We start from the raw sequence: 23,401 nt of genomic DNA, 5'->3' as shown, positions 1-23,401 counted from the left end.
ATGAGTCGCACGGTAGGTTGGATTTTGTTTGCAATCCTGGCGCTGGTGGGCGTGGTGGGGGTATTCCTGCGCTTTACCAGCAGCCGTGACCTGGCCGCTTATGGGAGTTACATTCCTTGGGGATTATGGGTAGCCACATATATCTTTTTTGCCGGACTCTCGGCAGGTGCTTTTGTGGTAGCGGTGCTGGGCCACGTATTTGGAGTAGAGCGCCTTCGTCCGATTGCTCCCTTAGCCCTGGCTATCGCGCTGGCCTGTCTAGGAGCGGCTTTAGTAACGGTTTGGTTCGATCTGGGTCACATGGAGCGGGTTTTTAATGTCTTTCTACGACCCCATTTTTCCTCCATGATGGCCTGGATGGTCTGGCTGTACACGGCTTATGCCATTGCTACAGTGCTGGTGTTGTATGGTCTTTGGCGCGGCCTTCCGAGCCTTACCCGTATCGCACTGATGGTTGGTACCCCGCTGGTGGTCTTCTATCCCGGAGCCGCCGGCGCGCTTTTTGGCACGGTAGTAGCCCAGAGCCTCTGGCACAGTCCGGTATTCCCAATTCTGTTCTTGTTTGGGGGTGTGCTTTCGGGAATAGCCCTGGTGACCTTCGCAACGGTGTTTTTTAGCCGTAAGGATAAAGACTATGCGGATCGGGTTTGGCTGCTAGGGCGAATCATGCTAGGCCTTTTGTTGATGTACTTGCTTATAGAGTGGGCCGAGTACTCCATTCCCATGTGGTATCAGGTAGGGCATGAGTTTGAGGCCTTGATGGGGGTGCTTTTCGGACCGTATTGGTTTGTGTTTTGGATTTTTCATCTTTTGCTGGGCATGATAATACCTATCCTGCTTTTGGCGCTATCGCCGCGTAACCCGTTGGCTGTGGGCATAGCGGGACTATTGGCATCTTCGATGTTTTTGTCGGTCCGCCTGAACCTGGTCATCCCCAGTCAGGTACAGCCCCAGCTCGAGGGCCTGGTTAACGCCTACCGTGACCGTCGCCTGAGCTATACCTATCTTCCCACCCTGTTTGAGTGGTCGGTGGTCGCCTTCTCGGTAGCGTTGGCCATTGCCATTGCGTATGGAGTGGTCTGGTTTTTGAATCGTGAAAAGAAACTTGAGGTGATCGAATGAAAAACATACCACGCCGCGATTTACTCAAGTTGGGGGTTATTGGGGGCGGGGGGGCTCTGCTGGGCAAGCACACTGCCGAGGCGTTGCAGGCCAAGGCTGCAAGCGTACCAGGTAGCTACCCCATCCAAGAGGCCGAGAATACCTTGTACTCTGTTTGCTTGCAGTGCAATACCGGCTGCCCCATCAAGGTCAAGCTATATGAGGGCGTAGCTGCTAAGATTGACGGTAATCCCATTACGCCCTGGACCATGTACCCTCACCTGCCCTACAACACCGACCTAAAGCGTATGGCGCGTGTAGATGGGGCGCTGTGTCCAAAGGGGCAGTCGGGTATTCAGAGCGTCTACGACCCGTACAGAATCCGCAAGGTGCTCAAAAGAGCAGGGCCCCGGGGTAGCGGTAAGTGGGTAGAGGTTCCATTTGAGGAGGCCATACGGGAAATCGTTGAGGGGGGGCAGATTTTTGCCTCAATAGGTGACACCAGGAACTATCCTGCTCTCAAGGACTACTGGGCTTTGCGCGATCCCAAGGTCATGAAGGCTATGGGCAAGGCCGTGGATGCCATTTGGGCCGAAAAAGACAAGGTCAAAAAGAAAGCCCTTGTGGAGCAGTTCAAGGTTGATTTCAAGGACTACCTGGATACCCTGATTGACCCCGATCACCCCGATCTGGGTCCCAAAAATAATCAGGTGGTCTTCAGCTGGGGGCGCCTCAAAGGCGGACGCACTGATTTCTTCAAATGGTTTTTTGACTCGGGGTTTGGCACGATTAACCAGCATGGTCACACCACGGTTTGCCAGGGCTCGCTCTACTTCACCGGCAAGGCTATGAGCGAGCAACTCGACTTTGACGAGAAAAAGGGCAAGTTCGACTGGACCGGAGGAAAGAAGTTCTACTGGCAAGGCGATCTGAGTGGAGCCGAGTTTGCTATTTTTGTGGGTTCCAATGTTTATGAGGGTGGTTATGGGCCCCCCCTGCGGGTTAACCGCATTACGCAGGCCGTCGCTGAGGGAAGGCTCAAATTTGCGGTGATTGATCCTCGCGCTCAGAAGGCTGTAGCGCACGCGGCGCGCTGGATTGCTCCCAAGCCCGGTACCGATGCGGCCATTGCCCTGGGGATGATTCGCTGGATTCTAGAACAGGGCCGTTATGACCGCAAATACCTCTCGGCAGCGAACAAGGCTGCCGCAAAGTCAGTTGGTGAGCCGACCTGGAGCAATGCAGCCTGGTTGGTCAAACTCGACGATAAAGGCTTCCCGGCCAAGCTACTGCGGGCCAGCGACCTGGGACTTCCTGCTTTTCAGAAAACTGTTAAGGACACGACCGTCGAGTTCGACCCGCCCATCGCCATGGTCAAAGGAATCCCGACTCGTATTGATGTGCAAAGCGAGGAGGAAGCCGTTGTAGGCGATTTGTTTGTGAATACGACCTTGAATGGCATCCGGGTCAAGAGTGTGTTGGAACTAATCCGTGATGAAGCCAACAAAGAAAGCCTCGAGGGCTGGGCCCGGATCGCCGGCATCCAGCCAGAGGACATTGCTTGGCTAGCTTACGAGTTCACCAACCATGGCAAGAGGGCTGCCATCGATATTCACCGTGGTGTTAGTCAGCACACCAACGGCTTTTACAATGTGCTTGCCTGGTACACCCTGGCAGCGCTGATCGGTAGTCACGACTGGCAGGGTGGACTGGTACAAAACAGCACCTACGACATACTGGGTGAAAAAGCCGAAGGCCCCTTCTTCCTAAAGGAGCTCCATCCCAGGAAACTCGCCCCCTTTGGAATCTCCATCATTCGTCATGGCGTGAAGTATGAAAACACGACGATTTTTGAGGGATATCCCGCCAAGCGTCCCTGGTATTACAACGCATCCGATGTCTACCAGGAGGTACTCCCCTCAGCAGCTCAGGGCTATCCCTATCCTGTAAAAATTCTATTCCACTACATGGGCTCTCCAGCCTATGCCCTGCCCGCCGGTCATACCCAGATTGAGGCCATGCTCGACCCAGATAAGATTGGCCTGATTGTGGCCTCGGACATCGTAGTGGGGGATAGCTACGCATACGCCGACTACATCTTTCCAGACCTCTCTTACCTTGAGCGGTGGGAGTTCCACGGCTCGCACCCCAACGTAATCTGGAAAACCCAGCCTCTTCGCCAGCCTACCATTGCGCCGATTCCTGAAACGGTAAAGGTTTTTGGGGAGGAGATGCCCATTTCGATGGAAGCCATGCTCCTGGCCCTTGCCGAGAAGCTGGGCATGCCGGGTTTTGGTGAGCAGGGTTTTGTGGGTGGTCTGCCCTTCAAGCGGCCCGAGGACTTTTATCTGAAGATGGTGGCCAACCTGGCCTATGGCGAGGCCAAGGATGGCAGCAAGGCCGTGCCAGAGGCAGACGACGAAGAGCTCGAGTACTTCGCCAAAGCCCGTAACCACTTGCCCAAGAGCGTGTTCGACCTCGAGCGCTGGAAAGCAGCCATTGGTGAGGCACACTGGCGTCGTGCGGTGTATGTGATGAACCGCGGAGGACGCTTTGAAGACTTCAAAAAAGCTTTCCTGGAGGATGGTACGGTGGCCCACAAATACGGTAAACAGGTCAATCTGTACCTCGAGAAGCAGGCTGGCGCCAAGGATGCCATGACCGGCCAGCCCTACTATCCTTTAGCGGCGTATTTCCCTGCCTATCTGGATTCAACCGGCCAGCCTATTGCCGACGCGGCGGAAGGCTACGAGCTCAACCTGCTTACCCACCGTATCATCACCATGACCAAGAGCCGGACCATCTCCAACTACTGGCTACTCAACGTGCAGCCGGAGAACTTTATCGCTGTTCCAACAGAGGATGCCAGACGCTTGGGGCTACGCGATGGGCAGAGGGTCAAGGTGGTCTCCAGGAGTAACCCTGAGGGAGTCTGGGATTTAGGTAATGGCCAGAAAAAGCCCATGATCGGCAAGGTCAAGGTGGTGCCCGGACTCCGCCCCGGCAGTGTGGCTTTTTCGCTGGGCTATGGTCACTGGAGCTACGGGGCTGCCAACATTGAGGTGAATGGAAAGGTCGTGCGCAGTGACCCTCGGCGAGCGACCGGTATACATGCAAATGCGGCCATGCGGGTCGACCCGGTGCTCAAGGATGTGACCCTCTCGGACATCGCAGGCGGTAGCGCAGTCTTCTACGACACCAAGGTTCGGCTCGAGCCGGTGTAGCCTTCTACCTCACCAAAAATCCCAAGCCCGCTGCTTGGGATTTTTGCTATTCATGCCGGATGCAAAAAGACAATTGACAAAACCAAAAACCTCAGAGGCTGTCTTTTAGAATCTCAGAGCACACCCTCTCTCGAGGTCAGCGAAAATAAGCGTCTCCCGTTCCAAGGCGCGGTATCGCCTTTCGCTACGCGGATAAGTGTCTCCATCATCGAAATGTGATATGAAAACCGAAACGCCTGTAGGGGGAATTGCGCCAGGCACGCGATTGCTGCATCTGCTGGTTTCGCCAACCTACCCTGGCGCAACTTAACTGTGGTCGGGTTGAGCCGTCGCCGAGTAGTGACGAACTAACCAAATCTCGTTTCAATAGAGGGAAAACGTTACATCCATGCCCGTGTCTTTCAGACTATGTGCCTAGCCTGCAACTTCCACCCGATTGCCCCCCGCTTGCTTGGACATATACATGGCCGTGTCGGCCCTCGAGATCAAGGAGTCGGGGGTGTCGTCTGGCGCCGCTGTGGCAACGCCAAAGCTGGCCGAAACGGGGAGCGGTCTGTCCGGGGTATTCTCGGCCAGTAGCGTCTGGAGACGCTCGCATAACTTGCGGGCTTCCTGAAGGGGGGTATTGGGTAGCAATATCACAAACTCTTCACCGCCCCAACGTCCGAGTTGGTCGCTCTGGCGCAGGTTCTGCTGCAAGACCTGAGCGGTGTGGGTTAGCACTTTGTCGCCCATCTCGTGCCCGTATTGATCGTTAATTCGCTTGAAGTAATCTAGATCGAGCAACACCAGCGAAAGGGGTTCGCCGGTTTTTTGGTGGTGCTCGAGGGCCCTGTGCAGGGCTTCCATAATAGAGCGGCGGTTGGCGATGTTGGTTAGTGGATCGGTATGGGCCAGCCAATACAACCTGGCGGCCTCGAGGCGCACCTGCATGGAGTGTTCTTTAGAGAGCACCAGCAACCGGAACAGTATCAAGTAACATAATTGCGAGACGTAAAGCTGCACTACTGCGTTCTGGTCGAGGGGTATTCCCTGTAAGGTTTGGGGCACCACGGTTAGTAAACCTAAGAATACAAAGGCCGAAAAAATTCCTAACGAAACCAACCAGGCCTGGCGAGGCTTAAACACGAAATAGGCCATCACAAACACTACCGCAATCCACAGCGAGGAGTTCCACAATCCTTCGCTGCTCACAACCAGGAGGTTGTAGTAAACATTAAGCACCATTAAGAGTGCGGCGCTCCAAAAAACCCCATGCTCGACGGTGTGAAAATTGACCCATCTGGGAATCAACAACCCAATCCAGCACAACCCCAGCCAGATGGCCATAATCAACAAAGAATACTTCTCATAAAAAGTTTCCTCTTTAGCAATGTCGAGCTGTGACCAGGCAAATAGGGCAGCCCAGACCACCACCGGCAGGATAAAAAAATAGGCCCTGGCCCGTAGGGGAGCGGTGGGGTCAATGTCCTCGAGAATGGCTTGCGGCGTCATAATAACTTTCTTATCATTTTGCACCAATTTCAAAGGTTCGCAAGTTGCCTGTCAACAAAAGCCTTCTGCAGCAGGACATCGCATAGCCCTTAATAGCAGCAGGTGCTTAATACCAACTTTGGGATATGGGGTGAACTCCTCTCAACCAGCGACACCTTGGAAGCGACCCATAGCACAGTCGATGACTTCAGGTCTAATACCATATTCGGTTAAATCATCACTGAACGGTGACGACCTAACCCGACTGAAGTTATCCGCGTAGCGGAGGGCGATACCGCCCCTTGGAATGGAGACGCTTTTTTCGCCGTCCGACAGGGAGGGGTGTGCTCTAGGATTCAAAAAGATAGCCTCTGGGGGATCTTTGGTTTGGATGATTATCTTTTTGAATCCGGTATCATGAGCTAAAAAAACTCCTCTCCAGCTAGCTCATAGCATCCCGGAGAGGAGATCGGAGCACCGGATTATTTAGTCGTCCGCCGCCTGACCGCTGGGCTCAGCGCGTTTCTTGCTGCCGAACAAGCGCCGGAAGAAGCCCAGTACAGGGTCGTAGTACTCGTCCACCACCCGCTCCTTGAGTGGGATGATGGCATTATCGGTAATGTGGATGTGCTCGGGGCAGACCTCGGTGCAGCACTTGGTGATGTTGCAGTAACCAATGCCGCCCTCATTTTTGAGCATGTCCAGGCGGTTTTCAATGTCCAGCGGGTGCATTTCCAGGCTGGCCGTGCGCACGAGCAGCCGCGGCCCGATAAAACCGGTTTTTTCGTCGTGTTCCCGCAGTACGTGGCATACATTCTGGCACAAGAAACATTCGATGCACTTCCTGAACTCCTGTACCCGATCCACGTCTTCCTGGAACATGATCCAGTCGGTGCCAGGGGCTGGGGTAAAAGGCTTGATTTTCTTATTGGCTTCGTAGTTCCACTTCACATCGGTGGCCAGGTCTCGGATGACCGGGAAGGTCTTCATGGGCCGCACGGTGACAGGCTTGCTGGTATCAATGGTGTCCAGCCGGGTCATGCACATCAAGGTGGGCTTCCCATTCACTTCGGCCCCGCACGAGCCGCACTTGCCGGCTTTGCAGTTCCAGCGGCAGGCCAGGTCGGGAGCCTGCTCGGCCTGAATCTGGTGGATGGCATCCAGCACCACCATGCCCTCTTGTACCTCAACGGCGTAATCTTTTAGCTCACCGCCGTTTCGATCCCCTCGGAAAACTTTGAAGGTGACGGTTGACATATTCACGCACCTACCTTGTCGCTGAGTTCTTTGAGGTCTTTGGCCTCGGCTATCTTTCGCCGGTCTTCGGGCATTTCAGGCAGCGGTTCAGCTACCACATGGAGGGTTCCATCGCTGCTGCGCCGGATGATGTGGTTAAGTTTGGCAAAAGTGGGGTCGGGGTCGGGATAGTCCAGGCGTGCGTGGCCACCCCGGCTTTCCTTGCGGGCCAGGGCTGCAAGTACCACTGCCTCGGAAATCTCGACCATCAGCCGCATGTCCAGGGCCGTGTGCCAGCCGGGGTTGTAGGCCCGGCCTCCCGAAACCGAGGTGTTCCAGGCGCGCTTTTTGAGGTTGGCCAGAATCTCGAGCTGTGTTTTGAGCTCATTTTCTTCGCGCATAATGCCTGCGTTTTTCTGCATGGTGGCGCGAAGTTCTTTCATAAGCGCAAAGGGGTTTTCGCCCTGGGGGTTGTTGAATGGTTGCAGGGCTTCGGCAATGTAGGCCCGCACCTGAGCCTCGTCTACCTGATAAGAGCCGGTCTGTTTGGCTGCGTACTCGGCAGCGGCCATACCAGCCCGACGCCCAAAAACCACCAGGTCGGACAGTGAGTTGCCCCCCAGGCGGTTAGCGCCGTGTAGCCCTCCAGCCACCTCGCCTGCAGCGTATAGTCCCGGCACGTTGGTGGCCTGGGTATCGGGGTCTACCCGGATGCCCCCCATCACGTAGTGGCAGGTTGGACCTACCTCCATGGGTTCTTTGGTGATGTCCAGGTTGCCCAGTTTCATGAACTGGTGGTACATGCTTGGGAGCTTCTTTTTAATGTAATCAGCAGGGCGGCGGCTGGCGATATCCAGGTAAGCGCCCCCGTGGGGGCTCCCCCGGCCTTCGTTGACTTCCTTACGAATGGCCCTGGCCACCACATCGCGGGTAAGGAGCTCTGGGGGTCTCCGGGCGTTGCGGTCGCCTTGCAGCCAGCGCTCAGCTTCCTCCTCGGTTTCGGCGAACTCACCTTTGTAGCGCTCGGGCACGTTGTCGAACATGAAGCGCTTGCCCTCGCTGTTTTTGAGAACGCCCCCTTCACCCCGTACCCCTTCAGTGACCAGGATACCCATAACACTGGGAGGCCAGACCATGCCGGTGGGGTGAAACTGGATGAACTCCATATCGATCAGATCGGCGCCCACCATACTGGCCAGCGAGAAGCCATCGCCGGTGCACTCCCAGGAGTTGGAGGTGATCTGGTAGATGCGCCCCAGACCCCCAGTGGCCAGCACCACGGCCTTGGCCCGGAAGACCAGGAATTCGCCCGTCTGGCGGTTGAAGCCTAGCGCCCCCACCACCGCGCCACCCTCTGTCAGTAGGCGATAGATGGTGGTTTCCATATGGGCGTTAATGCCCATTTTCACAGCGTGGTCTTGCAGGGTGCGAATGAGCTCGAGACCGGTACGGTCGCCCACGTGGGCCAGCCGGGGATAGGAGTGCCCGCCAAAGTTGCGCTGGTTGATTTTGCCATCGGGGGTACGATCAAAGACCGCGCCCCACCGCTCCAACTCGCGCACCCGGTCGGGCGCTTCTTTGGTGTAGTTCTCCACCATCTTCCAGTTGTTGAGCATCCCCCCGCCCTTGAGGGTGTCGCGGAAGTGCACCTTCCAGTTATCCTCGGAGCGCACGTTGCCCATAGCGGCAGCCATGCCCCCCTCGGCCATCACGGTGTGGGCCTTGCCCAAGAGGCTCTTGGTAACCACCCCTACCCTGGCCCCTTTTTCAATGGCCGCAATGGCAGCCCGTAGACCCGCGCCACCCGCGCCAATTACCAGTACGTCGTAGTCATAGGTTGTGTAGGATTCCATGATCTGGCTCCTTTAGAAAAAGCGGAAATCGGTGATGGTGCCCATGGAGCACAGGCGAATGTAGACGTCGGTAAACCATACCGAAAACATGCTGATTACAGCCCAGAACCCGTGGCTCTCGTTGATGCGGGTGATACGCTGCCACAGGTTATAGCGGGTTTTGTGCTTGGACATGCAGTTAAGGCAGCCTCCGGCGATATGCCGCCAGGCATGGCAGGAGAAGGTGTAGTAAGAGAGCAGAATTACGTTGGCCAGCATGATCAGGCTGCCCACCCCAATGCCAAAACCATCGCTGAAGAAGAAGGCTTTGATGGCTTCGTACCAGAGGAAGATCATGACCGGGATGGAGAGATACCAGAAGTAGCGGTGCAGGTTGTTGAGCACAAAAGGGAAGGCCCGTTCGCCGCTGTACGATTTGCGCAGTTCAGGAACCGCACAAGCCGGTGGATCCCAGAAGAAAGCCCGATAGTAGGCTTTGCGGTAGTAGTAGCAGGTGGCGCGGAAACCCAGCGGAATCCACAGCACCAGGAAAGCGGGTGAAATCGCCAGCCAATCCAGGTCGCGGGCATGTACTCCCGGAATGGGAATCGAGTAGAAGGGCGATACATAAGGCCCGAACTCGTAGTGCTGGCGATTCCAGGCCACCCACATGGCATACAACCCAAACAAGCCCAGGCTCAACACCGTAAAGAGGGGCTCGATCCACCAGTTGTCTTGCCGATCTGTTAACCGTTTTTTAGTACCTGTCACAGGTTTGGTGCTCATTTCCCCTAGACTATACCCGCTTTAGGGCAGGTATGGATACTAAAAAGGCACACATTGGCTCTTGGAGAGGACTGGTGTAATTAATAACAGTTATTCCAATCTACTTGCTACGAAACGCGCCGATTTTTTGTACAGAACGGTTTTTTCCTCCATTGGTTGACACCTTCCCCCCAGGGGCCCATAATGATGGGCTGTTGAGGACGACCCTTGGGTGGCCGTCCAGCAGAGGGCTGCGGACAAGGCATAGAGGCAGAGCCTGGTGCTTGAAAGCCGCAAGCTTTTGGAGGTTACGAGGTTGGAACTGTTCGGTTTTGGCCCGCACCTGATGATAGACGGCTACCACGCAAATGCAGAAAAACTGGCCGACTTCGAGCTGATTCGTCAGGTACTCGATCGGCTACCCGAAGAGATGGAGATGACCAAGGTGCTGCCGCCGGTAGTGCAGCGCTATCCAGCCATGCCAGGCCAGGCGGAAGGGATTACGGGGGTGGTGATTATCGCCGAAAGCCACATCGCCATTCATACCTTCCCCAGCCAGCGTTTTATCAGCGTGGATATTTTTTCCTGCAAGGAGTTTGACCTGGGCAAGGCCCTTAAGCAAGTGGTTGAACACTTCGAAATTGGGCGCTACGAGACCTATCTGATTAACCGGGGCAAAGAGTACCCCAAAGACATCGAACTCGCTCGGAAAATTGTGGCAGGCGAACGGGAATACGTGGAGGCCCGTATCGGCTAACCGCCAGCAACTACGCATGGGTGTCAGGGCCGGGAGAAATCTCGGTTTGTTTAGAAAATGGGAACTGTCATTCTGGTAGGAGGGGCGCTCAAGGCCGACAACCAGTCGGTGTTTGGGAAGATCCTCGAGCACTGCGGTCCCCGCATCGGCATCTTTACTACCGCCAGCAGCAACCCGGCCCAAAGCTGGGAAGTGAATGCGGCCCTGTTCAGGGCACAGGGCTTTGATCCCCAACACATTGGCATCACGGTTGAAAACGCCGGTATCCTCGCCTACGACCCTGCCGTGCGCTCGCAAGTGCAAAGCTGCTCGGGGTTTTTCTTTGCGGGGGGGGATCAACGCCAGATTACCCGGGCTTTGCTGGGAACCCCAGTCCTGGCGCTATTGAGGCGTCAGTTTGCAGAAGGAGCCGGGGTGGTTGGCAGCAGCGCCGGCACAGCGGCAATGGCCGACCCGATGATTGCCGGGGGCCAGAGCCTGGACACCTGCTTGGGTGACGGAGAGACGCTTTCCTTGCAGCCTGGGTTGGGGTTGGTCAAAAGCCTGCAGGTAGACCAGCATTTTCTGGCCTGGGGGCGCTTTGGGCGGCTGATGTCGGCGATGGAGCAAGCCGGGGTAGGGCTCGGCGTGGGTGTGGACGAAAACACCGCGCTGGTGATGCCGAAGCAGGGCCCCTGGGAGGTAGCGGGCGAAAGTCACGTGGCTTTCCTCGAGCGCACCCGGGCTGGCTGGCAGGTGAGTTTGCTGGCCCAGGGAGACCGCTACGACTTGGCCCTGGGGCAATTCCAGATACACCCCAGCCGCAGCCTCATCCAGATGCCTGACCCGGAACTGAAAAACCTTTTGAGCACCGATATCTTTGCGCCGTATGCCTTATCCCGGATGCTGGCCCGCCTGGTGCAGAGCGCCGATCAGGCGGCCACCGGGTTATCGTTTAGAGCCAGCCCGGAGGATGGCTTCAGCGCCCTGGGTGTTCGGGTGCGTTTCTACAAAACCCCTCAAACGATGGGCTACGACGGCCCTTCGGCGCCTGGAGAGCGCTTTAGCGTGGTGCGGGTGGGGTTGAGCCTCGAGGCGATTCGGGTACAGGTAGAGCCGGTGACCTGAAGTCTGCCCACTACGCCGACCAGCCCAGCCGTGCCGAGACCGCGTCGGCTGCCTGGCGTACTCGAGCGCCCAGCTCGCTGAGCCGCTCGTCGGGGATGCGGGTTGCGGGGGCCGAGAGCGACATCGAGGCCACCACCTTACCCCGGTTGTCGTGGATGGGGGCAGCGATGCAGCGCACCCCGTCCTCGCGTTCTTCGTCGTCAAGCACGTAGCGGCGTTGGCGGGCTTCTTGCAGGGTTTGCAAGAAATGCTCGAGGGTAGTTATGGTTTTGGCGGTGTAGGGCTTGAATGGTCCTGCGCCCACAATGCGCCGTACCTCGGTCTCGCTGTGCTCCAGTAACAGCGCCTTGCCCACCCCGGTGCAGTAGATGGGAGCCCGGGCCCCGATGCGGGTAAACATGCGGATGAGCTGCCGTCCTTCTACCTGAGCGATGTAGATGACCTCGTGGCCGTCCAGTACTGCTAAGTTGACGGTCTCGTTGAGTTCGTCTACCAGTTTTTCCATCTCCGGGGAAGCCGCCTCGATCAGCCCGCCCCGGGTGAGAAAGGCCGAGCCCACCTGATAGGCCCGCAGGCCCACCTTCCACAGGCCTTTGGCCTCGTCCCAGTCGACAAAGCCCCGGCGGCGCAGGGTTTCCAGGAGCCGGTAAGCGGTGCTGGGGGAGAGGTCGGTTTTACGGGAGAGTTCCGAGAGGGAGAGGGTCTCGGCCTCGGACAACACTTCCAGCAGGTGCAGACCGCGCTCGAGGGTACGTACCTCGCTTACTTCGGTGGAGCGGCTGCGCCCTGGGCGTCGCTTGGTTTCCATGACTTCAGCTTAGGATAGTGGGAGATAATTTTCAATAGATGCAAAATAATCTCACTGGTTGACAAACTCATTTTCCAGGGGCTAGGCTTGGGCCGGGAAAGGGGCAGGGAGTTCTGTGCCCCGTTCACCCTACCAGGAGACCCCAATGAGCGAGATGCCCCAAGGTGTACAGATTATCGGCCCCAAACTTCCCGCCTCCGATACCGTGCTGACCCCAGAGGCCCTGGCCTTTATAGCCGGACTCCAGCGTGAATTTAACGCTGTTCGTAAAGGTTTGCTGCAGCGTCGCGCCGAAGTTGCCAGGCGCATCGAGGCAGGCGAGAAACCGGGTTTCTTACCTCATACCCGTTTCATGCGCGAAGGCGATTGGAAAGTGGCGCCTGCTCCGCCCGACCTCAACGACCGCCGGGTTGAAATTACCGGCCCCACCGAGCGCAAGATGATGATCAACGCCCTCAACTCGGGGGCCAAGGTCTTCATGGCCGACTGCGAGGACTCCCTTTCGCCGACCTGGGAGAACGTGGTGCAGGGCCAGCAGAACCTGATGGATGCGGTGCGCCGCACCATCAGCCTCAGCACGCCGGAAAAGGAATACAAGCTGGGCGAGAAAATCGCTACTTTGCTGGTGCGCCCCAGGGGCTGGCACCTGGTGGAGCGACACGTGCTGGTGGATGGCGAACCCATGTCAGGAAGCCTGTTCGACTTCGGACTGTACTTTTTCCACAATGCCCACGAGCTACTGCGGCGGGGTAGCGGGCCCTACTTCTATCTGCCCAAGCTCGAGAGCCACCTCGAGGCCCGCCTCTGGAACGAGGTCTTCAAGTTTGCCCAGAGCTACCTGGGCATTCCCCAGGGCACCATCCGGGCTACGGTACTGATCGAGACCATCCTGGCCGCCTTCGAGATGGAGGAAATCCTCTACGAACTGCGCGAGCATGCTGCCGGTCTTAATGCCGGGCGCTGGGACTACATCTTTAGCTGCATCAAAAAGTTTGCCACCCACGAGGTACTCTTCCCCGACCGGGCCCAGGTCACCATGACGGTGCCTTTCATGCGGGCCTACACCGAGCTGCTGGTACGCACCTGCCATAAGCGCGGTGCCCACGCCATTGGGGGTATGTCGGCCTTTATCCCCAGCCGCAAAGATCCCGAGGTCAACGCCAAGGCCATCGAGCAGGTCACCAGGGACAAAGAACGCGAATCGGGCGACGGCTTCGACGGCACCTGGGTGGCCCACCCCGATCTGGTGCCGGTGGCTCTGGCAGTCTTCGACAAGGTGCTGGGTGACAGGCCCAACCAGAAAGACCGCCTGCGCGAGGACGTGGATGGCAAGATCAAGTCCGAGCACCTGATTGACTTCAATGTGCCGGGCGGCAAGATCACCGAGGCTGGGATTCGCAACAACATCAGCGTGGAGCTTCAGTACATGGCGGCCTGGCTGGGCGGGAGCGGGGCAGTGGCTATTTTCAACCTGATGGAAGACGCCGCTACCGCCGAAATTTCTCGTTCGCAACTGTGGCAGTGGCTGCGCAAGGGGGCAAAACTAGAGGACGGGCGTACCTTCACCCCAGAGTTGTATGCACAGCTCAAACAGGAAGAGATGGCCAAGCTGGCGGGCATGAAGAACCTCGAGCAAGCCGCACAGCTCCTGGACGAACTGGTGTTACAACCCGAGTTCAAGGAGTTCCTGACCCTGCCCGCTTACGAGCGACTGGACTGAAGTTGAGCTGTTCCGCTCCAGCGCAGATGTCCGACTGGGTGGGGGTATGAGCCGAACGTGCAATATGGCTCATGAGGGCTAGAGGCAAACTGCTTGGGCAACATCGAAATCATCGCGGATAGATTTCACCGTTAAGCCGTCCACAAGAAAACATAGAGGCGCACAGGTTGTGCGCCTCAACGGCCTTGACTCAGCGATGCATCTGTAGTAGCAATCTAGGCGGCTTTGGTCTTGGTTTTTACCTTGTTGCCTTTGACCATTGGGGGCTCTTCTGGGTTGCGCTCGGCGCTGCGGATGCGGGCCAGGGGGGTCACGCGCTCTACTTCCAGAAGACGCTTGTAGCGCTTGGTCTTGTTTTCTTTGTTTTCCCAGACCTCGGTTTTGAGCGAGCCTTCCAGGAGTACCTGCGAACCCTTCTTGAGATCGGCAAACTGCACCGCCAGGTCGCGCCAGGCTTCCAGCTCGATATAGTGGCTGCGGGCCTGTCCTGCCGAAGCCTCCCAACTCGAGAAGCCCAGGCTGGCCCTGGCCACCGGGGTTTTGAGTGAGGTCTGGCGAATTTCGGGGTCGGCAGTCAGGCCGCCCGACAAAATCACCCGGTTCATGGCCCCGTATAGCACCGGGCCTTTTTCTTCCTCGCGCACGTCGGCGTTTTCCAGCTTGAAGAGTTCCTCGCCCACAATGCGCAAGCGTGAGCCCTTTACGCCGTCTGCCTCCCAGGACTCGTAAACCAGGCGGCCCATGGCCTGGTAGGCCTGTCCGTCTGCCAGTTGATCGGCCCAACGCTCGGCCAGCTTGCCATAGAAGGTGAGGTCGGCGCGGGAGAAGAGGTGGTTCTCGCCGACGGCCCGCTTGCCGATGAGGGAGACCTCGAGCACCGGGGTGCCTTTGGGGGTATAGCGAAGCTCGTGCTTGCTGAGGACGCCACTGATGAGGACTAGGTTGGTGGACATGTTTTTCTCCTTGTGCGTTACGGTCAGATTTAGCAGGTAGTTCTTGAGTTCTTGAGTCGGGGCTGATGGATTGGCGCGCTATCCGCATTGGTTTTTGGCGCTTGACCCTTGATATTTAACTTGCGTTCTTCAGTTTGCGCTGCTTCTACCGACAGGCCCTGGCGCTGGCTGTACTGCCCTCGAGGCCATCGTCGTACATCAGCTTTTTGTTTTCGGGTTCCCAATAGAACACAACCTGGGGGGCGTCGCCGGTGTAGCCAAAGATGCTTTCCAGGTGGGGGTGCAGGGGGAGCTCGAGCTTTTTCATCATCCACTTCCGTTTCGGTCTGCGCCACAGGGACGCTTCTGCTAGGGGCTTGGTGTTTCGGGCGGCTCGTTCGTGCGTTGCGGTCAGTTCTTCAGTTCATCTACGTTTGCGTTTGGTTCCTTCCCCCGTTTGGTTTTGTACCAACTCGGATGAGCTGAGATTATAACATAATTGCTCTTTTGTCTAGTCGGCTTGACCATTTCATTTATTAAGAACGTTCAGAACTTGATTTTCTGCTCAGCAATGTAGGGCTGCTACCCCCTGGACAGGGCCTCTCGTATCACTGATAAAAAGCTGTATTCTGTTTTTACAAGAAAGCCCGGCCTTGCTAAAAGCCTTAAAACGCAGCCGCCATGCCCCGCCGAACCAGGCCACAGCCCGACTGCTGGCGGCACAACTACCCCAAATCCGGCTTTTCTAATGAGCGGGGGTTATGGTACACTTTGAAGGCTTGTGTTTTGACCCCCACACGAATGCTGTGGTGTGACCAAAGCAAAATCCTGGACTGGCCAATGTGCAGCCAAGGGAAAGTTTCGGAGGAAGGCAATGGAATACCGCATCAAAGCTCAAAGCCGTGGGAATGAAAATCCTGCGGCACTGCGCGACGCCGGCAAACTGCCCGGTGTGGTCTACAATCGGCAAGAAAACTACAAAGTGGCGGTGGATCTCAAGGAGTTTAACAAGGTCTTCATGGCCGCAGGCATCCACCACGTGATTACCCTCGAGCTCGAGAACGGTAAAACTGTAGATACCCTGGTGCGCCAGGTTAACCTGGATAAGCGCCGTCGCCGCCCCGACCACGTAGACTTCTACGCCCTCTCGGATGAACCTGTACAGATGTGGATTCCGGTCAAGATTATCGGTACCGCACAGGGTGTGCGTGAAGGGGGTGTGCTCCAGCTTGTCAACAACGACATCCAGCTCAAGGTCTCGCCCAAGGCCATTCCGCCTTATATTGAGGTTGACGTCAGCAACTTGCGCATTGGCGACAGCATCCATGCCGACGAGCTAACCCTACCCCAAGGCGTCAAGCTGGCCATGAACCCCCGCGATACCGTTGTGGCGATTGTACCGCCCGAAGATGCAGAAAAGCTGGCCGCCCAGGCCGCAGCCGCACCCACCGAAGTCGAAGTCATTAAGAAGGGTAAGACCGAAGAGGAGAAGTAACTCTCCTGCCCTTATGGAGGGCCGAAAGCTGCGGTTTTCCCGGCTTTCGGCCCTCGACATTTTAGACATGTTCCTGATTGTTGGACAGGGAAACCCGGGTTTGCAGTACGCTCGAACCAAGCACAATGTGGGGTTTTGGGTGCTCGACCGACTTGCTTCGAATTTTCGGCACAAGGGCAAAGCCTTTATTGCTGAGATCGAGTTTCTGAAGGCTTCCGGGGAGCAGGTTTCAGGTCTACTGGTCAAGCCCACCACTTTCTATAACGCTACTGGGGAAGCTGTGGCACCTCTGGCCCGGTTTTACAAAGTTCCACCCGAGCGCATTCTGGTGATCCACGACGAGCTGGATTTGCCACCCGGAAGACTGCGCTTCAAAGTAGGTGGGAGCAACGCAGGGAACTACGGCCTGGAGTCCATTTCAACCCATTTGGGAACTAGGGATTTTCATCGACTGCGTATCGGAATTGGTAAGCCCCCTACGCCCGAGGAGGGTGCGAGCTGGGTGCTAACAGGTTTTCCTCCCGATTTGGCCTTGCTGATGGACAAGGTCATCCAGACCGCCGCCGAAGCAGCCCAGACCTGGGCTACCGAGGGCATAGATGCCTGCCAGAAGAAATTCAATGGTCTCAACCTGGCCGAACCGCCCAAACGAGCAGAGTCTGAACAAGCCAATTGATCGCTAAGACGAGTTTTTACAGAATTGTGAAAGTCAGCCCAAGATTTCAAGACTTACCCGAAACGGCCGGTGATGTAGGCTTCGGTGCGCTTATCTCTGGGATTGGTGAACATTTGATTGGTAGGGCCTTCTTCAATAAGCACGCCTAGATGCATAAAAACAGTACGATCTGCAATGCGTGCGGCCTGCTGCATGTTGTGTGTAACAATTACCAGAGAGTAATGTTGCTTGAGTTCAATCAAAAGTGACTCAATCCGCTCAGTTGCGATGGGATCAAGGGCGCTGGTAGGTTCATCCAAAAGAAGCAGAGGCGGCTCGGTAGCAATGGCCCGTGCAATGCACAGACGTTGTTGTTGTCCACCGGATAGGCGCAGAGCGATCTCACCAAGCTTGTCTTTGACCTCATCCCAAAGAGCGGCTCGCTCTAGAGCCCTTTGCGCAACCTCGTCCAGGCCTGTTTTCTGACCTTGTAGACGAAGTCCGAATACCACATTTTCGAAAATAGTCTTTGGGAACGGGTTGGGTTTTTGAAAGACCATTCCAATGTGCCGTCGCACTTCCACAGGGTCGACCTGAGTGTTGTAGATATCGACCCCTTCATAGATTACTTTGCCCTCTAAGCGCACACCTGGCACCAGGTCGTTCATGCGGTTCAAAGAACGCAATAAAGTGGACTTTCCGCACCCGGAAGGTCCGATGATTGCCGTGATTTTGTTGCGGGGAAAATTGACAGAAACATTGTATAGGGCCTGGTGCTTACCGTAAAAAAGGTTGAGGTTTTGCACCTGAACTACCGCATCTTCGGCGGGCACTGGCTCCCACCGTACCGTTTCGTGACCAATCGCAACTTCCTGAACCATGTCTACCACTCCACTCTATACTTGCGTCGAACCCAGAAGGCCAGGGCATATAGCCCGCCCAGCGTAAGCAACAACACCACAATCCCGGCAGCTGCAGTATTGGCAAACTCACTCAGGTTGGCAGAGATCCAGAGGTAAATTTGCACCGGGAGAACCGTATACTCTGAAAACGGCCCTCTAGGTATGAAAGCCACATAGGCGGCTGCACCAACCATTAGCAAAGGCGCAGCTTCTCCAATCGCTCGAGCGGCCGCCAGAATAACCCCGGTGGCCATACCTGGAATGGTCGCTGGAAGCACGACCTTTGAAATCATCTGCCACTTGGTGGCGCCCAGCGCATATGCCGCCAAGCGCATAGAGTCTGGAACAGACCTCAAGGCCTCCCGAGCTGCGATGGAAATGGTGGGCATGATAAGCAAAGCCATGGTCAAGGCTGCCGCCATCAGGGTTGGGCCAAGCTGCATGCCTCGAACAAATACCGCCAATCCCAACAGCCCGAACACAATACTCGGAACACCGGCCAGGTTGCGCAGGTTGACCTCGATAAACCGTGTAAGGCGGTTTTTGGGTGCGTACTCCTCGAGGTAAATGGCGGTGCCTACCCCAATGGGGATGCTTATCAAAAGGGTCATGGTGAGCAACCAAATGGTGCCGAACAGCGCCACGCGAAGTCCAGCAGAGATAGGGTTGCGAGAAGGGTCACGGGTAAGAAAAGAGTAGTCGAGCCAGGGGTTGAGCCGAAGTTGTTGGTTTTCTTTCAAACCCTGCTTGAGCTCGTTCCACTGGCGTAAGCCCTCTATTAAGCTTAGGTTTTTTATGCGTATGTCGTCCAGGCTGCTCACTACCCAACGCATGGGGCCATCCTGGGTTGCCCACATCAACTCAACGCGGTTGCGCAAGCGGAAAATCCGCATTTCATCAGGGTCGCTCATGAAGGCAGCAATTTCTTCCTCGGATTTACCTTGAGCAGCGAGCTCGAGCCGGATTACCTGATCAGCGGTCAGGGCTTGCCCAAGTGCGAAGCTCTTACCACTTGTTTCGGTAACCTCTACGACCTGAACCGAGACGGTGTCGTAGAGCGTATCGAGAAGCAAGACCGCGATCAGAGCGAGAGCAATTACGGTGGGTACGACTACGGCTCGAGCGAAGACGCGATTGATGCGGTCGCGCTGCTGTTTCTGCGGATTTTGCGACGAATCTTGAATAAGGCCTCGTTGCATTATTCGTACCTCTCGCGGTAGCGCTCTACAATGCGTTGGGCGAGTATGTTGAAGCCCAGTGTGAGCAGGAAAAGGGTGGCCCCTACGGAGAAAAGGGCGCGCGAGGCCAGAGAACCTGCCGGCTGGTCGCCGGTGGCGGCCTGCACGATGTAAGAGGTCATGGTGGCAATGGTCTCGCGTGGATCCAGGGTAAGGATGGGGCGCTGCCCAGCCGCAATGGCCGCAATCATGGTTTCACCGACGGCCCGACTGGTAGCCAGGATGATGGCTGCCACAATGCCCGAAACAGCGGCAGGAAAAACCACCTTGGTGACCACTTCAAACTTGGTTGCGCCCAGCGCATAAGCGGCTTCCCGCAGGCTGCGCGGTACAGCCATCATGGCGTCGGAAGCTACGTTGGAGATATAGGGCAAAATTGCAAAACCCAAAACCAACCCGGCCGAAATAGGATTGAAGAGGTTTAGGCCGGGAATAAGGTTTTGCAGTATGGGCGTTAAGAACAGCAGGGCAAAGTAGCCAAAAACCACTGTGGGTACGCCCTCGAGCAGTTCCATGATCCCTTTGACCCTGATGCTTTGCTCATGGGGGGCGTATTCGGCAAGATAGGCAGCCGTGAGCAGACCCAGCGGAATGGCAATCACTAGACCGATGGCTGTGAATAAAAAAGTGCCGGCCAGCAATGCACCAATGCCATATCGGGGCTCGGCAAAAAGCGGGGTCCACTCCGGGGCAAACAAAAACTCGGTTAGGGGTATGCGAAGAAAAAATTGAAACGTCTCGCTAAAAAGCACCACTATCACTGCGGCGGTGGTGAGCACTGAAACCAGCGAAGTTGCAAAGAGTATAGCCTCGACCAGCCGTTCCCCAGGGCTTCGGCCCGGCTTTTTGGAAGCCCATGTAGTTGAAGTGGATGTGTTCATACAAGTCTTCTACTCTTTTAACTTTCAAAATAATACCCTGCCCTCCACCGGGAGGGCAGGGTTGGTTCGATTACTTGGCCTCAGCCTCGAGCTTCTTCATGATTTCAACCAGGGGGGTGCCAGGTTCAATACCGCTAAAAACCGAACCTTTGACCCGCTTGTCTACCAGCACCTTACCAATGCGATAGGCTTCATCGGGCAGGAGCACATAGCCGGTCTTGCGAATAGCGGTGCGGGCCCGGCTATTGGTCAGCATGAAGTTTACAAAATCCTGTAGAGAGCGCTTTTCGTTGAGGCTTTTGAGGTTCACGTAGATGAACAAGGGCCGCGAAAGAGGCGCATAGGTGCCGTTGTTGATGGTGGCTTCGGTAGGCGCAACGCAGCCCTTGCCGTTGTCGATGGCCAGCGCTTTGAGCTTGCCCTTTTCTTCTACGTAGTAGGCGTAGCCAAAGAAGCCCATGGCATTAACGTTGCCCTCGACCCCGCGTACCAGCACGTTGTCGTCTTCGGATGGGAAGAAGTCCTTACGGATGGCTTTGGCCTTTCCGTTGATCGCTTCAGTAAAGTAGTCGAAGGTACCGGAGTCGGTGCCCGCGCCGTACAGGACAAGCTGGCGCACCGGGAAGTTGGGGCGTACCTGGTTCCAGAAGGAAATTTTGGAGTCGGGCTCCCAGATTTTCTTCAGCTCGGCAACCGTCAGGCACTGCGCCCAGGTATTCTGAGGGTTTACTACCACGGTCAGGCCGTCGAAAGCCACCGGAAGTTCGATGTACTCAATACCGTTTTTACGGCATTCATCCATTTCGGACTTGGTGATGGGGCGGCTAGCGTTTTGCAGGTCGGTCTCGCCCACGCAGAACTTTTTGAAACCACCTCCGGTGCCCGAAAAGGCTACCGTGACCTTTACGTCGGGCCGCACGATGTTGAACTCTTCGGCTACCGATTGGGTAATCGGATACACCGTGGAAGATCCATCGGCGCGGATCTGCTGGGCTTGGGCCAGGCTAAACAGGGCTAAAGCTGCAACGAGGACTTTCTTCATTCTTGCTACCTCCGACCTAGAGTATGGCTGGTGTGCGTCAAGGCCTTGTCAAACGCATAGTTACTAGGCCTTTTCAAGCCGGGTAGGGGTATTCTGAACCCCAACCATAACAGTCGGCCAAGTATGTCATGAGAATGTCAGCGCTTCAGCGAGTACCGTTGACATACTGAGCGAGGGCATGCGGTTAGATTGGTGCTGTGCCGCGCTGAGAGGCGTGACGTTTTGGGCTTGAGTATGTGGGCCCCCAGCAAATACTGGTGGTAGGTGTGGGTTAATTATTGAGATGTTAGCCAGATCGGCGGGTCAGCCTGTACAGGACATTATGATGATAGCAAGATGAAACCAGCGACCTGGAGCGGGGCAGTGTTGGCGGGAGGGCTTTCCAGCCGATTTGGGCAGGATAAGGCTATGTATGTGTACCGAGGTAAGCCCCTGATCGGATGGGTGCTGGAGTCGATGAGCGGGGCGTCGGAGGTCTTTGTGGTGGCCAACCGCCCCTACCCTGGCTTTGGGACGGTATACCAGGATCTTCGGCGGGGTGGCGATACCCTATCCGGGCTTCATGCTGCGCTAGCTCACGCCAAACACGACTGGGTGGCGGTTGCAGCCTGTGATCAGCCTTTTTTCAACGCAGGCTTTTGGGATTTTATGTTGGCGCAAATAAAGCCCGGAAGCCTGGCTGTGGTGGCTGTCGAGCGTGGTTTTTTTGAGCCGCTTGGATCGCTGTACCACAGGTCCCTCGAGCCCGAGGTGTTGCGCAGGTTGGGGGCGGGAGAGCTCAAGATGCAGGCCCTTTTACAGAGCATACCCCATGTGGCGCTGGACAAGACCGAGCTAGAAGATCGTTTTGGGCGGTATTTGTTTATTAATGCCAACTATCCAGAAGACTTGCCATGATGAGGCTCGAGGCCACAAATACCTATCAGCAACACTACTTCGGTTGGGCGGATCTTGTTGCAGATTGATATGTCTTTGGCACCTGGCTTGTGGTAACGGGTTGTTCAACTATCGCGGCTCCCTCTATCTTTGCTGCTAATCCTGGTGGTAAAAATTACTTCTGTACAGTCTTTTGCACCAGGAGATTGCTGGGTTCCTTCCCAGAACCGCTTTAGCGGCAAGACGCTGTGTTTTGCGCTTCTAATGCAAACCTGTACAATGAAGCGCTATGGCTGGGATGTTTTCGTTTCGCGGCGAGGATGTGGGTATTGATCTGGGCACCGCCTCGGTGCTGATTTATGTGCGTGGTAAAGGAATTGTACTGCGCGAACCTTCGGTTATTGCTATGGTAAGTGACACCAAAGAGGTCAAGGCAGTGGGGGCCGAAGCCTACCGGATGCTGGGGCGCACGCCTGGCAACATCGTGGCGGCCCGCCCGCTCAAGGATGGTGTAATTGCTGACTATACCCTAACTGAGCGGATGCTCACCCTCTTTATCAAAAAGGTTCTGCCCCCCCTGCGTTTTTTCAGACCACAGGTGATGGTGGGCGTGCCTTCCGGCGTAACCGAGGTCGAGCGTCGGGCGGTGGTGCAAGCAATTGTGGAAGCCGGTGCTAAGCGGGCCTACCTGATCGACGAACCCCTGGCGGCGGCCATCGGGGCTGGTATCAAGATTGCTGAACCGACCGGCAGCATGGTGGTGGATATTGGGGGGGGATCCAGCGATATTGCGGTGATTTCGCTGGGCGGCATTGTGCGCGCCACCAGTCTGCGGATTGCCGGTAACGAGTTCGACGAGTCCATCATTCGCTACATCCGTAATAAGTACAACTTGCTGATCGGAGAACGCACGGCGGAAGAGCTCAAGATCAAAATTGGCGCCGCCAAGCGTACGCCTGGTGATCAGGGTGCGGTGGCCGAAGTCCGTGGTCGCGACCTGATTTCGGGCCTGCCCAAGAGCATCGAAGTGACCACCGACGATGTGGTAGAGGCCCTCAAGGAACCCCTGGAAAAGATTGTCCAGGGCGTGAAGAGCGTCCTCGAGACCACCCCCCCCGAACTGGTGGCCGATATCATCGACCGGGGCATTTTGCTGACCGGCGGGGGGGCCTTGCTGCGCAACCTGGACCTGTTGCTTCAGGAGGCCACGGGGGTACCGGTGGTGGTGGCCGAAAATGCGGTGGAAGCGGTGGCGCTGGGCACGGGCCGGGCCCTCGACATGCTGCACGTGTTGCGGGATGCCCTGGTTACTTCCGACAACGTACTAAAGCGGTAATGGTGGGTCGAAAGCCGGAGG

Annotated in this window: 20 protein-coding genes; 9 read left to right on the top strand and 11 right to left on the bottom strand. The window is 56.4% G+C overall.

The window, feature by feature from the left end:
• On the top strand, positions 1–1,122 hold the full coding sequence (gene nrfD / locus Q0X23_RS02535) for an NrfD/PsrC family molybdoenzyme membrane anchor subunit (RefSeq protein WP_297858830.1): 1,122 nt from the start codon (positions 1–3) through the stop codon (positions 1,120–1,122).
• Positions 1,119–4,325 carry a molybdopterin-dependent oxidoreductase gene (locus Q0X23_RS02530; RefSeq protein WP_297858829.1) on the top strand — a complete coding sequence of 1,069 codons (3,207 nt, stop codon included), beginning with the start codon at positions 1,119–1,121 and terminating at the stop codon, positions 4,323–4,325. The genes nrfD and Q0X23_RS02530 overlap by 4 nt, the downstream gene beginning before the upstream one ends.
• Before the next feature lie 414 nt (positions 4,326–4,739).
• On the opposite strand, the gene Q0X23_RS02525 is transcribed toward Q0X23_RS02530, so the two are convergent.
• The 4 genes from Q0X23_RS02525 to Q0X23_RS02510 form a co-directional block, all read right to left on the bottom strand.
• Entirely contained in the window at positions 4,740–5,819 is a 1,080-nt protein-coding gene (locus Q0X23_RS02525) for a sensor domain-containing diguanylate cyclase (protein WP_297858828.1), read from the bottom strand.
• 465 nt (positions 5,820–6,284) lie between these two features.
• Positions 6,285–7,055: a succinate dehydrogenase/fumarate reductase iron-sulfur subunit gene (locus tag Q0X23_RS02520; RefSeq protein ID WP_297858827.1), complete on the bottom strand. Its 771-nt coding sequence runs from the start codon at positions 7,053–7,055 to the stop codon at positions 6,285–6,287.
• Between the two features lie 2 nt (positions 7,056–7,057).
• Entirely contained in the window at positions 7,058–8,887 is a 1,830-nt protein-coding gene (locus tag Q0X23_RS02515) for a fumarate reductase/succinate dehydrogenase flavoprotein subunit (RefSeq protein ID WP_297858826.1), read from the bottom strand.
• Between the two features lie 12 nt (positions 8,888–8,899).
• Positions 8,900–9,652: a succinate dehydrogenase gene (locus tag Q0X23_RS02510; RefSeq protein WP_297858825.1), complete on the bottom strand. Its 753-nt coding sequence runs from the start codon at positions 9,650–9,652 to the stop codon at positions 8,900–8,902.
• Between the two features lie 295 nt (positions 9,653–9,947).
• On the opposite strand from Q0X23_RS02510, the gene speD reads away from it, so the two are divergent.
• Both speD and Q0X23_RS02500 read left to right on the top strand, forming a co-directional pair.
• Positions 9,948–10,388 carry an adenosylmethionine decarboxylase gene (gene speD, locus Q0X23_RS02505; RefSeq protein ID WP_297858824.1) on the top strand — a complete coding sequence of 147 codons (441 nt, stop codon included), beginning with the start codon at positions 9,948–9,950 and terminating at the stop codon, positions 10,386–10,388.
• A 57-nt stretch (positions 10,389–10,445) separates the two neighbouring features.
• Positions 10,446–11,495, top strand: a complete 1,050-nt coding sequence (locus Q0X23_RS02500; protein ID WP_297858823.1) for a cyanophycinase — start codon at positions 10,446–10,448, stop codon at positions 11,493–11,495.
• A 10-nt stretch (positions 11,496–11,505) separates the two neighbouring features.
• Here the strand turns inward: Q0X23_RS02500 and Q0X23_RS02495 are convergent, their stop codons facing one another.
• The gene (locus Q0X23_RS02495; protein ID WP_297858822.1) at positions 11,506–12,303 is read right to left on the bottom strand and encodes an IclR family transcriptional regulator; all 798 of its coding nucleotides are present in this window, start codon (positions 12,301–12,303) and stop codon (positions 11,506–11,508) included.
• Positions 12,304–12,448: 145 nt separating this feature from the next.
• Between Q0X23_RS02495 and aceB the strand changes: the two genes are divergently transcribed.
• Positions 12,449–14,023, top strand: a complete 1,575-nt coding sequence (gene aceB, locus Q0X23_RS02490; RefSeq protein ID WP_297858821.1) for a malate synthase A — start codon at positions 12,449–12,451, stop codon at positions 14,021–14,023.
• Between the two features lie 215 nt (positions 14,024–14,238).
• On the opposite strand, the gene Q0X23_RS02485 is transcribed toward aceB, so the two are convergent.
• Both Q0X23_RS02485 and Q0X23_RS02480 read right to left on the bottom strand, forming a co-directional pair.
• Positions 14,239–14,976, bottom strand: coding sequence for a single-stranded DNA-binding protein (locus Q0X23_RS02485; protein WP_297858820.1), 738 nt, complete (start codon positions 14,974–14,976; stop codon positions 14,239–14,241).
• 145 nt (positions 14,977–15,121) lie between these two features.
• Complete coding sequence (locus Q0X23_RS02480; RefSeq protein ID WP_297858819.1) at positions 15,122–15,283, bottom strand: hypothetical protein; 162 nt, start codon at positions 15,281–15,283, stop codon at positions 15,122–15,124.
• 546 nt (positions 15,284–15,829) lie between these two features.
• On the opposite strand from Q0X23_RS02480, the gene Q0X23_RS02475 reads away from it, so the two are divergent.
• Both Q0X23_RS02475 and pth read left to right on the top strand, forming a co-directional pair.
• On the top strand, positions 15,830–16,450 hold the full coding sequence (locus Q0X23_RS02475; protein ID WP_297858818.1) for a 50S ribosomal protein L25: 621 nt from the start codon (positions 15,830–15,832) through the stop codon (positions 16,448–16,450).
• 67 nt (positions 16,451–16,517) lie between these two features.
• The gene (pth, locus tag Q0X23_RS02470) at positions 16,518–17,126 is read left to right on the top strand and encodes an aminoacyl-tRNA hydrolase (protein ID WP_297861148.1); all 609 of its coding nucleotides are present in this window, start codon (positions 16,518–16,520) and stop codon (positions 17,124–17,126) included.
• Positions 17,127–17,179: 53 nt separating this feature from the next.
• Here pth and pstB read toward each other — a convergent pair whose 3' ends face one another.
• The 4 genes from pstB to Q0X23_RS02450 all read right to left on the bottom strand — a co-directional run bounded on the left by pstB (position 17,180) and on the right by Q0X23_RS02450 (position 21,168).
• Entirely contained in the window at positions 17,180–17,986 is an 807-nt protein-coding gene (gene pstB / locus Q0X23_RS02465) for a phosphate ABC transporter ATP-binding protein PstB (RefSeq protein ID WP_297858817.1), read from the bottom strand.
• Positions 17,987–17,988: 2 nt separating this feature from the next.
• A complete protein-coding gene (gene pstA / locus Q0X23_RS02460) occupies positions 17,989–19,206 on the bottom strand; it encodes a phosphate ABC transporter permease PstA (protein ID WP_297858816.1) in 1,218 nt (405 codons plus the stop codon).
• A complete protein-coding gene (pstC, locus tag Q0X23_RS02455; RefSeq protein WP_297858815.1) occupies positions 19,206–20,126 on the bottom strand; it encodes a phosphate ABC transporter permease subunit PstC in 921 nt (306 codons plus the stop codon). The genes pstA and pstC overlap by 1 nt, the downstream gene beginning before the upstream one ends.
• Before the next feature lie 70 nt (positions 20,127–20,196).
• Complete coding sequence (locus Q0X23_RS02450) at positions 20,197–21,168, bottom strand: PstS family phosphate ABC transporter substrate-binding protein (protein WP_297858814.1); 972 nt, start codon at positions 21,166–21,168, stop codon at positions 20,197–20,199.
• A gap of 336 nt (positions 21,169–21,504) precedes the next feature.
• Here Q0X23_RS02450 and Q0X23_RS02445 point away from each other — a divergent pair, with 336 nt between their 5' ends.
• Positions 21,505–22,065 (top strand): molybdenum cofactor guanylyltransferase, encoded by a 561-nt coding sequence (locus Q0X23_RS02445; protein ID WP_297858813.1) that lies wholly within the window; start codon positions 21,505–21,507, stop codon positions 22,063–22,065.
• 268 nt (positions 22,066–22,333) lie between these two features.
• Positions 22,334–23,380 (top strand): rod shape-determining protein, encoded by a 1,047-nt coding sequence (locus Q0X23_RS02440; RefSeq protein ID WP_297858812.1) that lies wholly within the window; start codon positions 22,334–22,336, stop codon positions 23,378–23,380.
• The last annotated feature ends 21 nt before the right edge of the window (positions 23,381–23,401 follow it).

Source organism: Meiothermus sp. (genome assembly GCF_026004115.1).
GTDB lineage: Bacteria > Deinococcota > Deinococci > Deinococcales > Thermaceae > Meiothermus.
This window is presented reverse-complemented; position numbering and strand designations above follow the sequence as displayed.

Excerpts from the sequence above, each read along its gene's own strand:
- Q0X23_RS02445 (WP_297858813.1), top strand. The coding sequence starts at position 21,505 with ATGAAACCAGCGACCTGGAGCGGGGCAGTGTTGGCGGGAGGGCTTTCC.
- Q0X23_RS02510 (WP_297858825.1), bottom strand. The coding sequence starts at position 9,652 with ATGAGCACCAAACCTGTGACAGGTACTAAAAAACGGTTAACAGATCGG.
- Q0X23_RS02480 (WP_297858819.1), bottom strand. The coding sequence starts at position 15,283 with ATGAAAAAGCTCGAGCTCCCCCTGCACCCCCACCTGGAAAGCATCTTT.
- pth (WP_297861148.1), top strand. The coding sequence starts at position 16,518 with ATGTTCCTGATTGTTGGACAGGGAAACCCGGGTTTGCAGTACGCTCGA.
- aceB (WP_297858821.1), top strand. The coding sequence starts at position 12,449 with ATGAGCGAGATGCCCCAAGGTGTACAGATTATCGGCCCCAAACTTCCC.
- Q0X23_RS02450 (WP_297858814.1), bottom strand. The coding sequence starts at position 21,168 with ATGAAGAAAGTCCTCGTTGCAGCTTTAGCCCTGTTTAGCCTGGCCCAA.
- Q0X23_RS02520 (WP_297858827.1), bottom strand. The coding sequence starts at position 7,055 with ATGTCAACCGTCACCTTCAAAGTTTTCCGAGGGGATCGAAACGGCGGT.
- Q0X23_RS02440 (WP_297858812.1), top strand. The coding sequence starts at position 22,334 with ATGGCTGGGATGTTTTCGTTTCGCGGCGAGGATGTGGGTATTGATCTG.
- Q0X23_RS02530 (WP_297858829.1), top strand. The coding sequence starts at position 1,119 with ATGAAAAACATACCACGCCGCGATTTACTCAAGTTGGGGGTTATTGGG.
- Q0X23_RS02515 (WP_297858826.1), bottom strand. The coding sequence starts at position 8,887 with ATGGAATCCTACACAACCTATGACTACGACGTACTGGTAATTGGCGCG.
- pstA (WP_297858816.1), bottom strand. The coding sequence starts at position 19,206 with ATGCAACGAGGCCTTATTCAAGATTCGTCGCAAAATCCGCAGAAACAG.
- Q0X23_RS02475 (WP_297858818.1), top strand. The coding sequence starts at position 15,830 with ATGGAATACCGCATCAAAGCTCAAAGCCGTGGGAATGAAAATCCTGCG.
- Q0X23_RS02485 (WP_297858820.1), bottom strand. The coding sequence starts at position 14,976 with ATGTCCACCAACCTAGTCCTCATCAGTGGCGTCCTCAGCAAGCACGAG.
- nrfD (WP_297858830.1), top strand. The coding sequence starts at position 1 with ATGAGTCGCACGGTAGGTTGGATTTTGTTTGCAATCCTGGCGCTGGTG.
- Q0X23_RS02500 (WP_297858823.1), top strand. The coding sequence starts at position 10,446 with ATGGGAACTGTCATTCTGGTAGGAGGGGCGCTCAAGGCCGACAACCAG.
- Q0X23_RS02495 (WP_297858822.1), bottom strand. The coding sequence starts at position 12,303 with ATGGAAACCAAGCGACGCCCAGGGCGCAGCCGCTCCACCGAAGTAAGC.
- Q0X23_RS02525 (WP_297858828.1), bottom strand. The coding sequence starts at position 5,819 with ATGACGCCGCAAGCCATTCTCGAGGACATTGACCCCACCGCTCCCCTA.
- pstC (WP_297858815.1), bottom strand. The coding sequence starts at position 20,126 with ATGAACACATCCACTTCAACTACATGGGCTTCCAAAAAGCCGGGCCGA.
- pstB (WP_297858817.1), bottom strand. The coding sequence starts at position 17,986 with ATGGTTCAGGAAGTTGCGATTGGTCACGAAACGGTACGGTGGGAGCCA.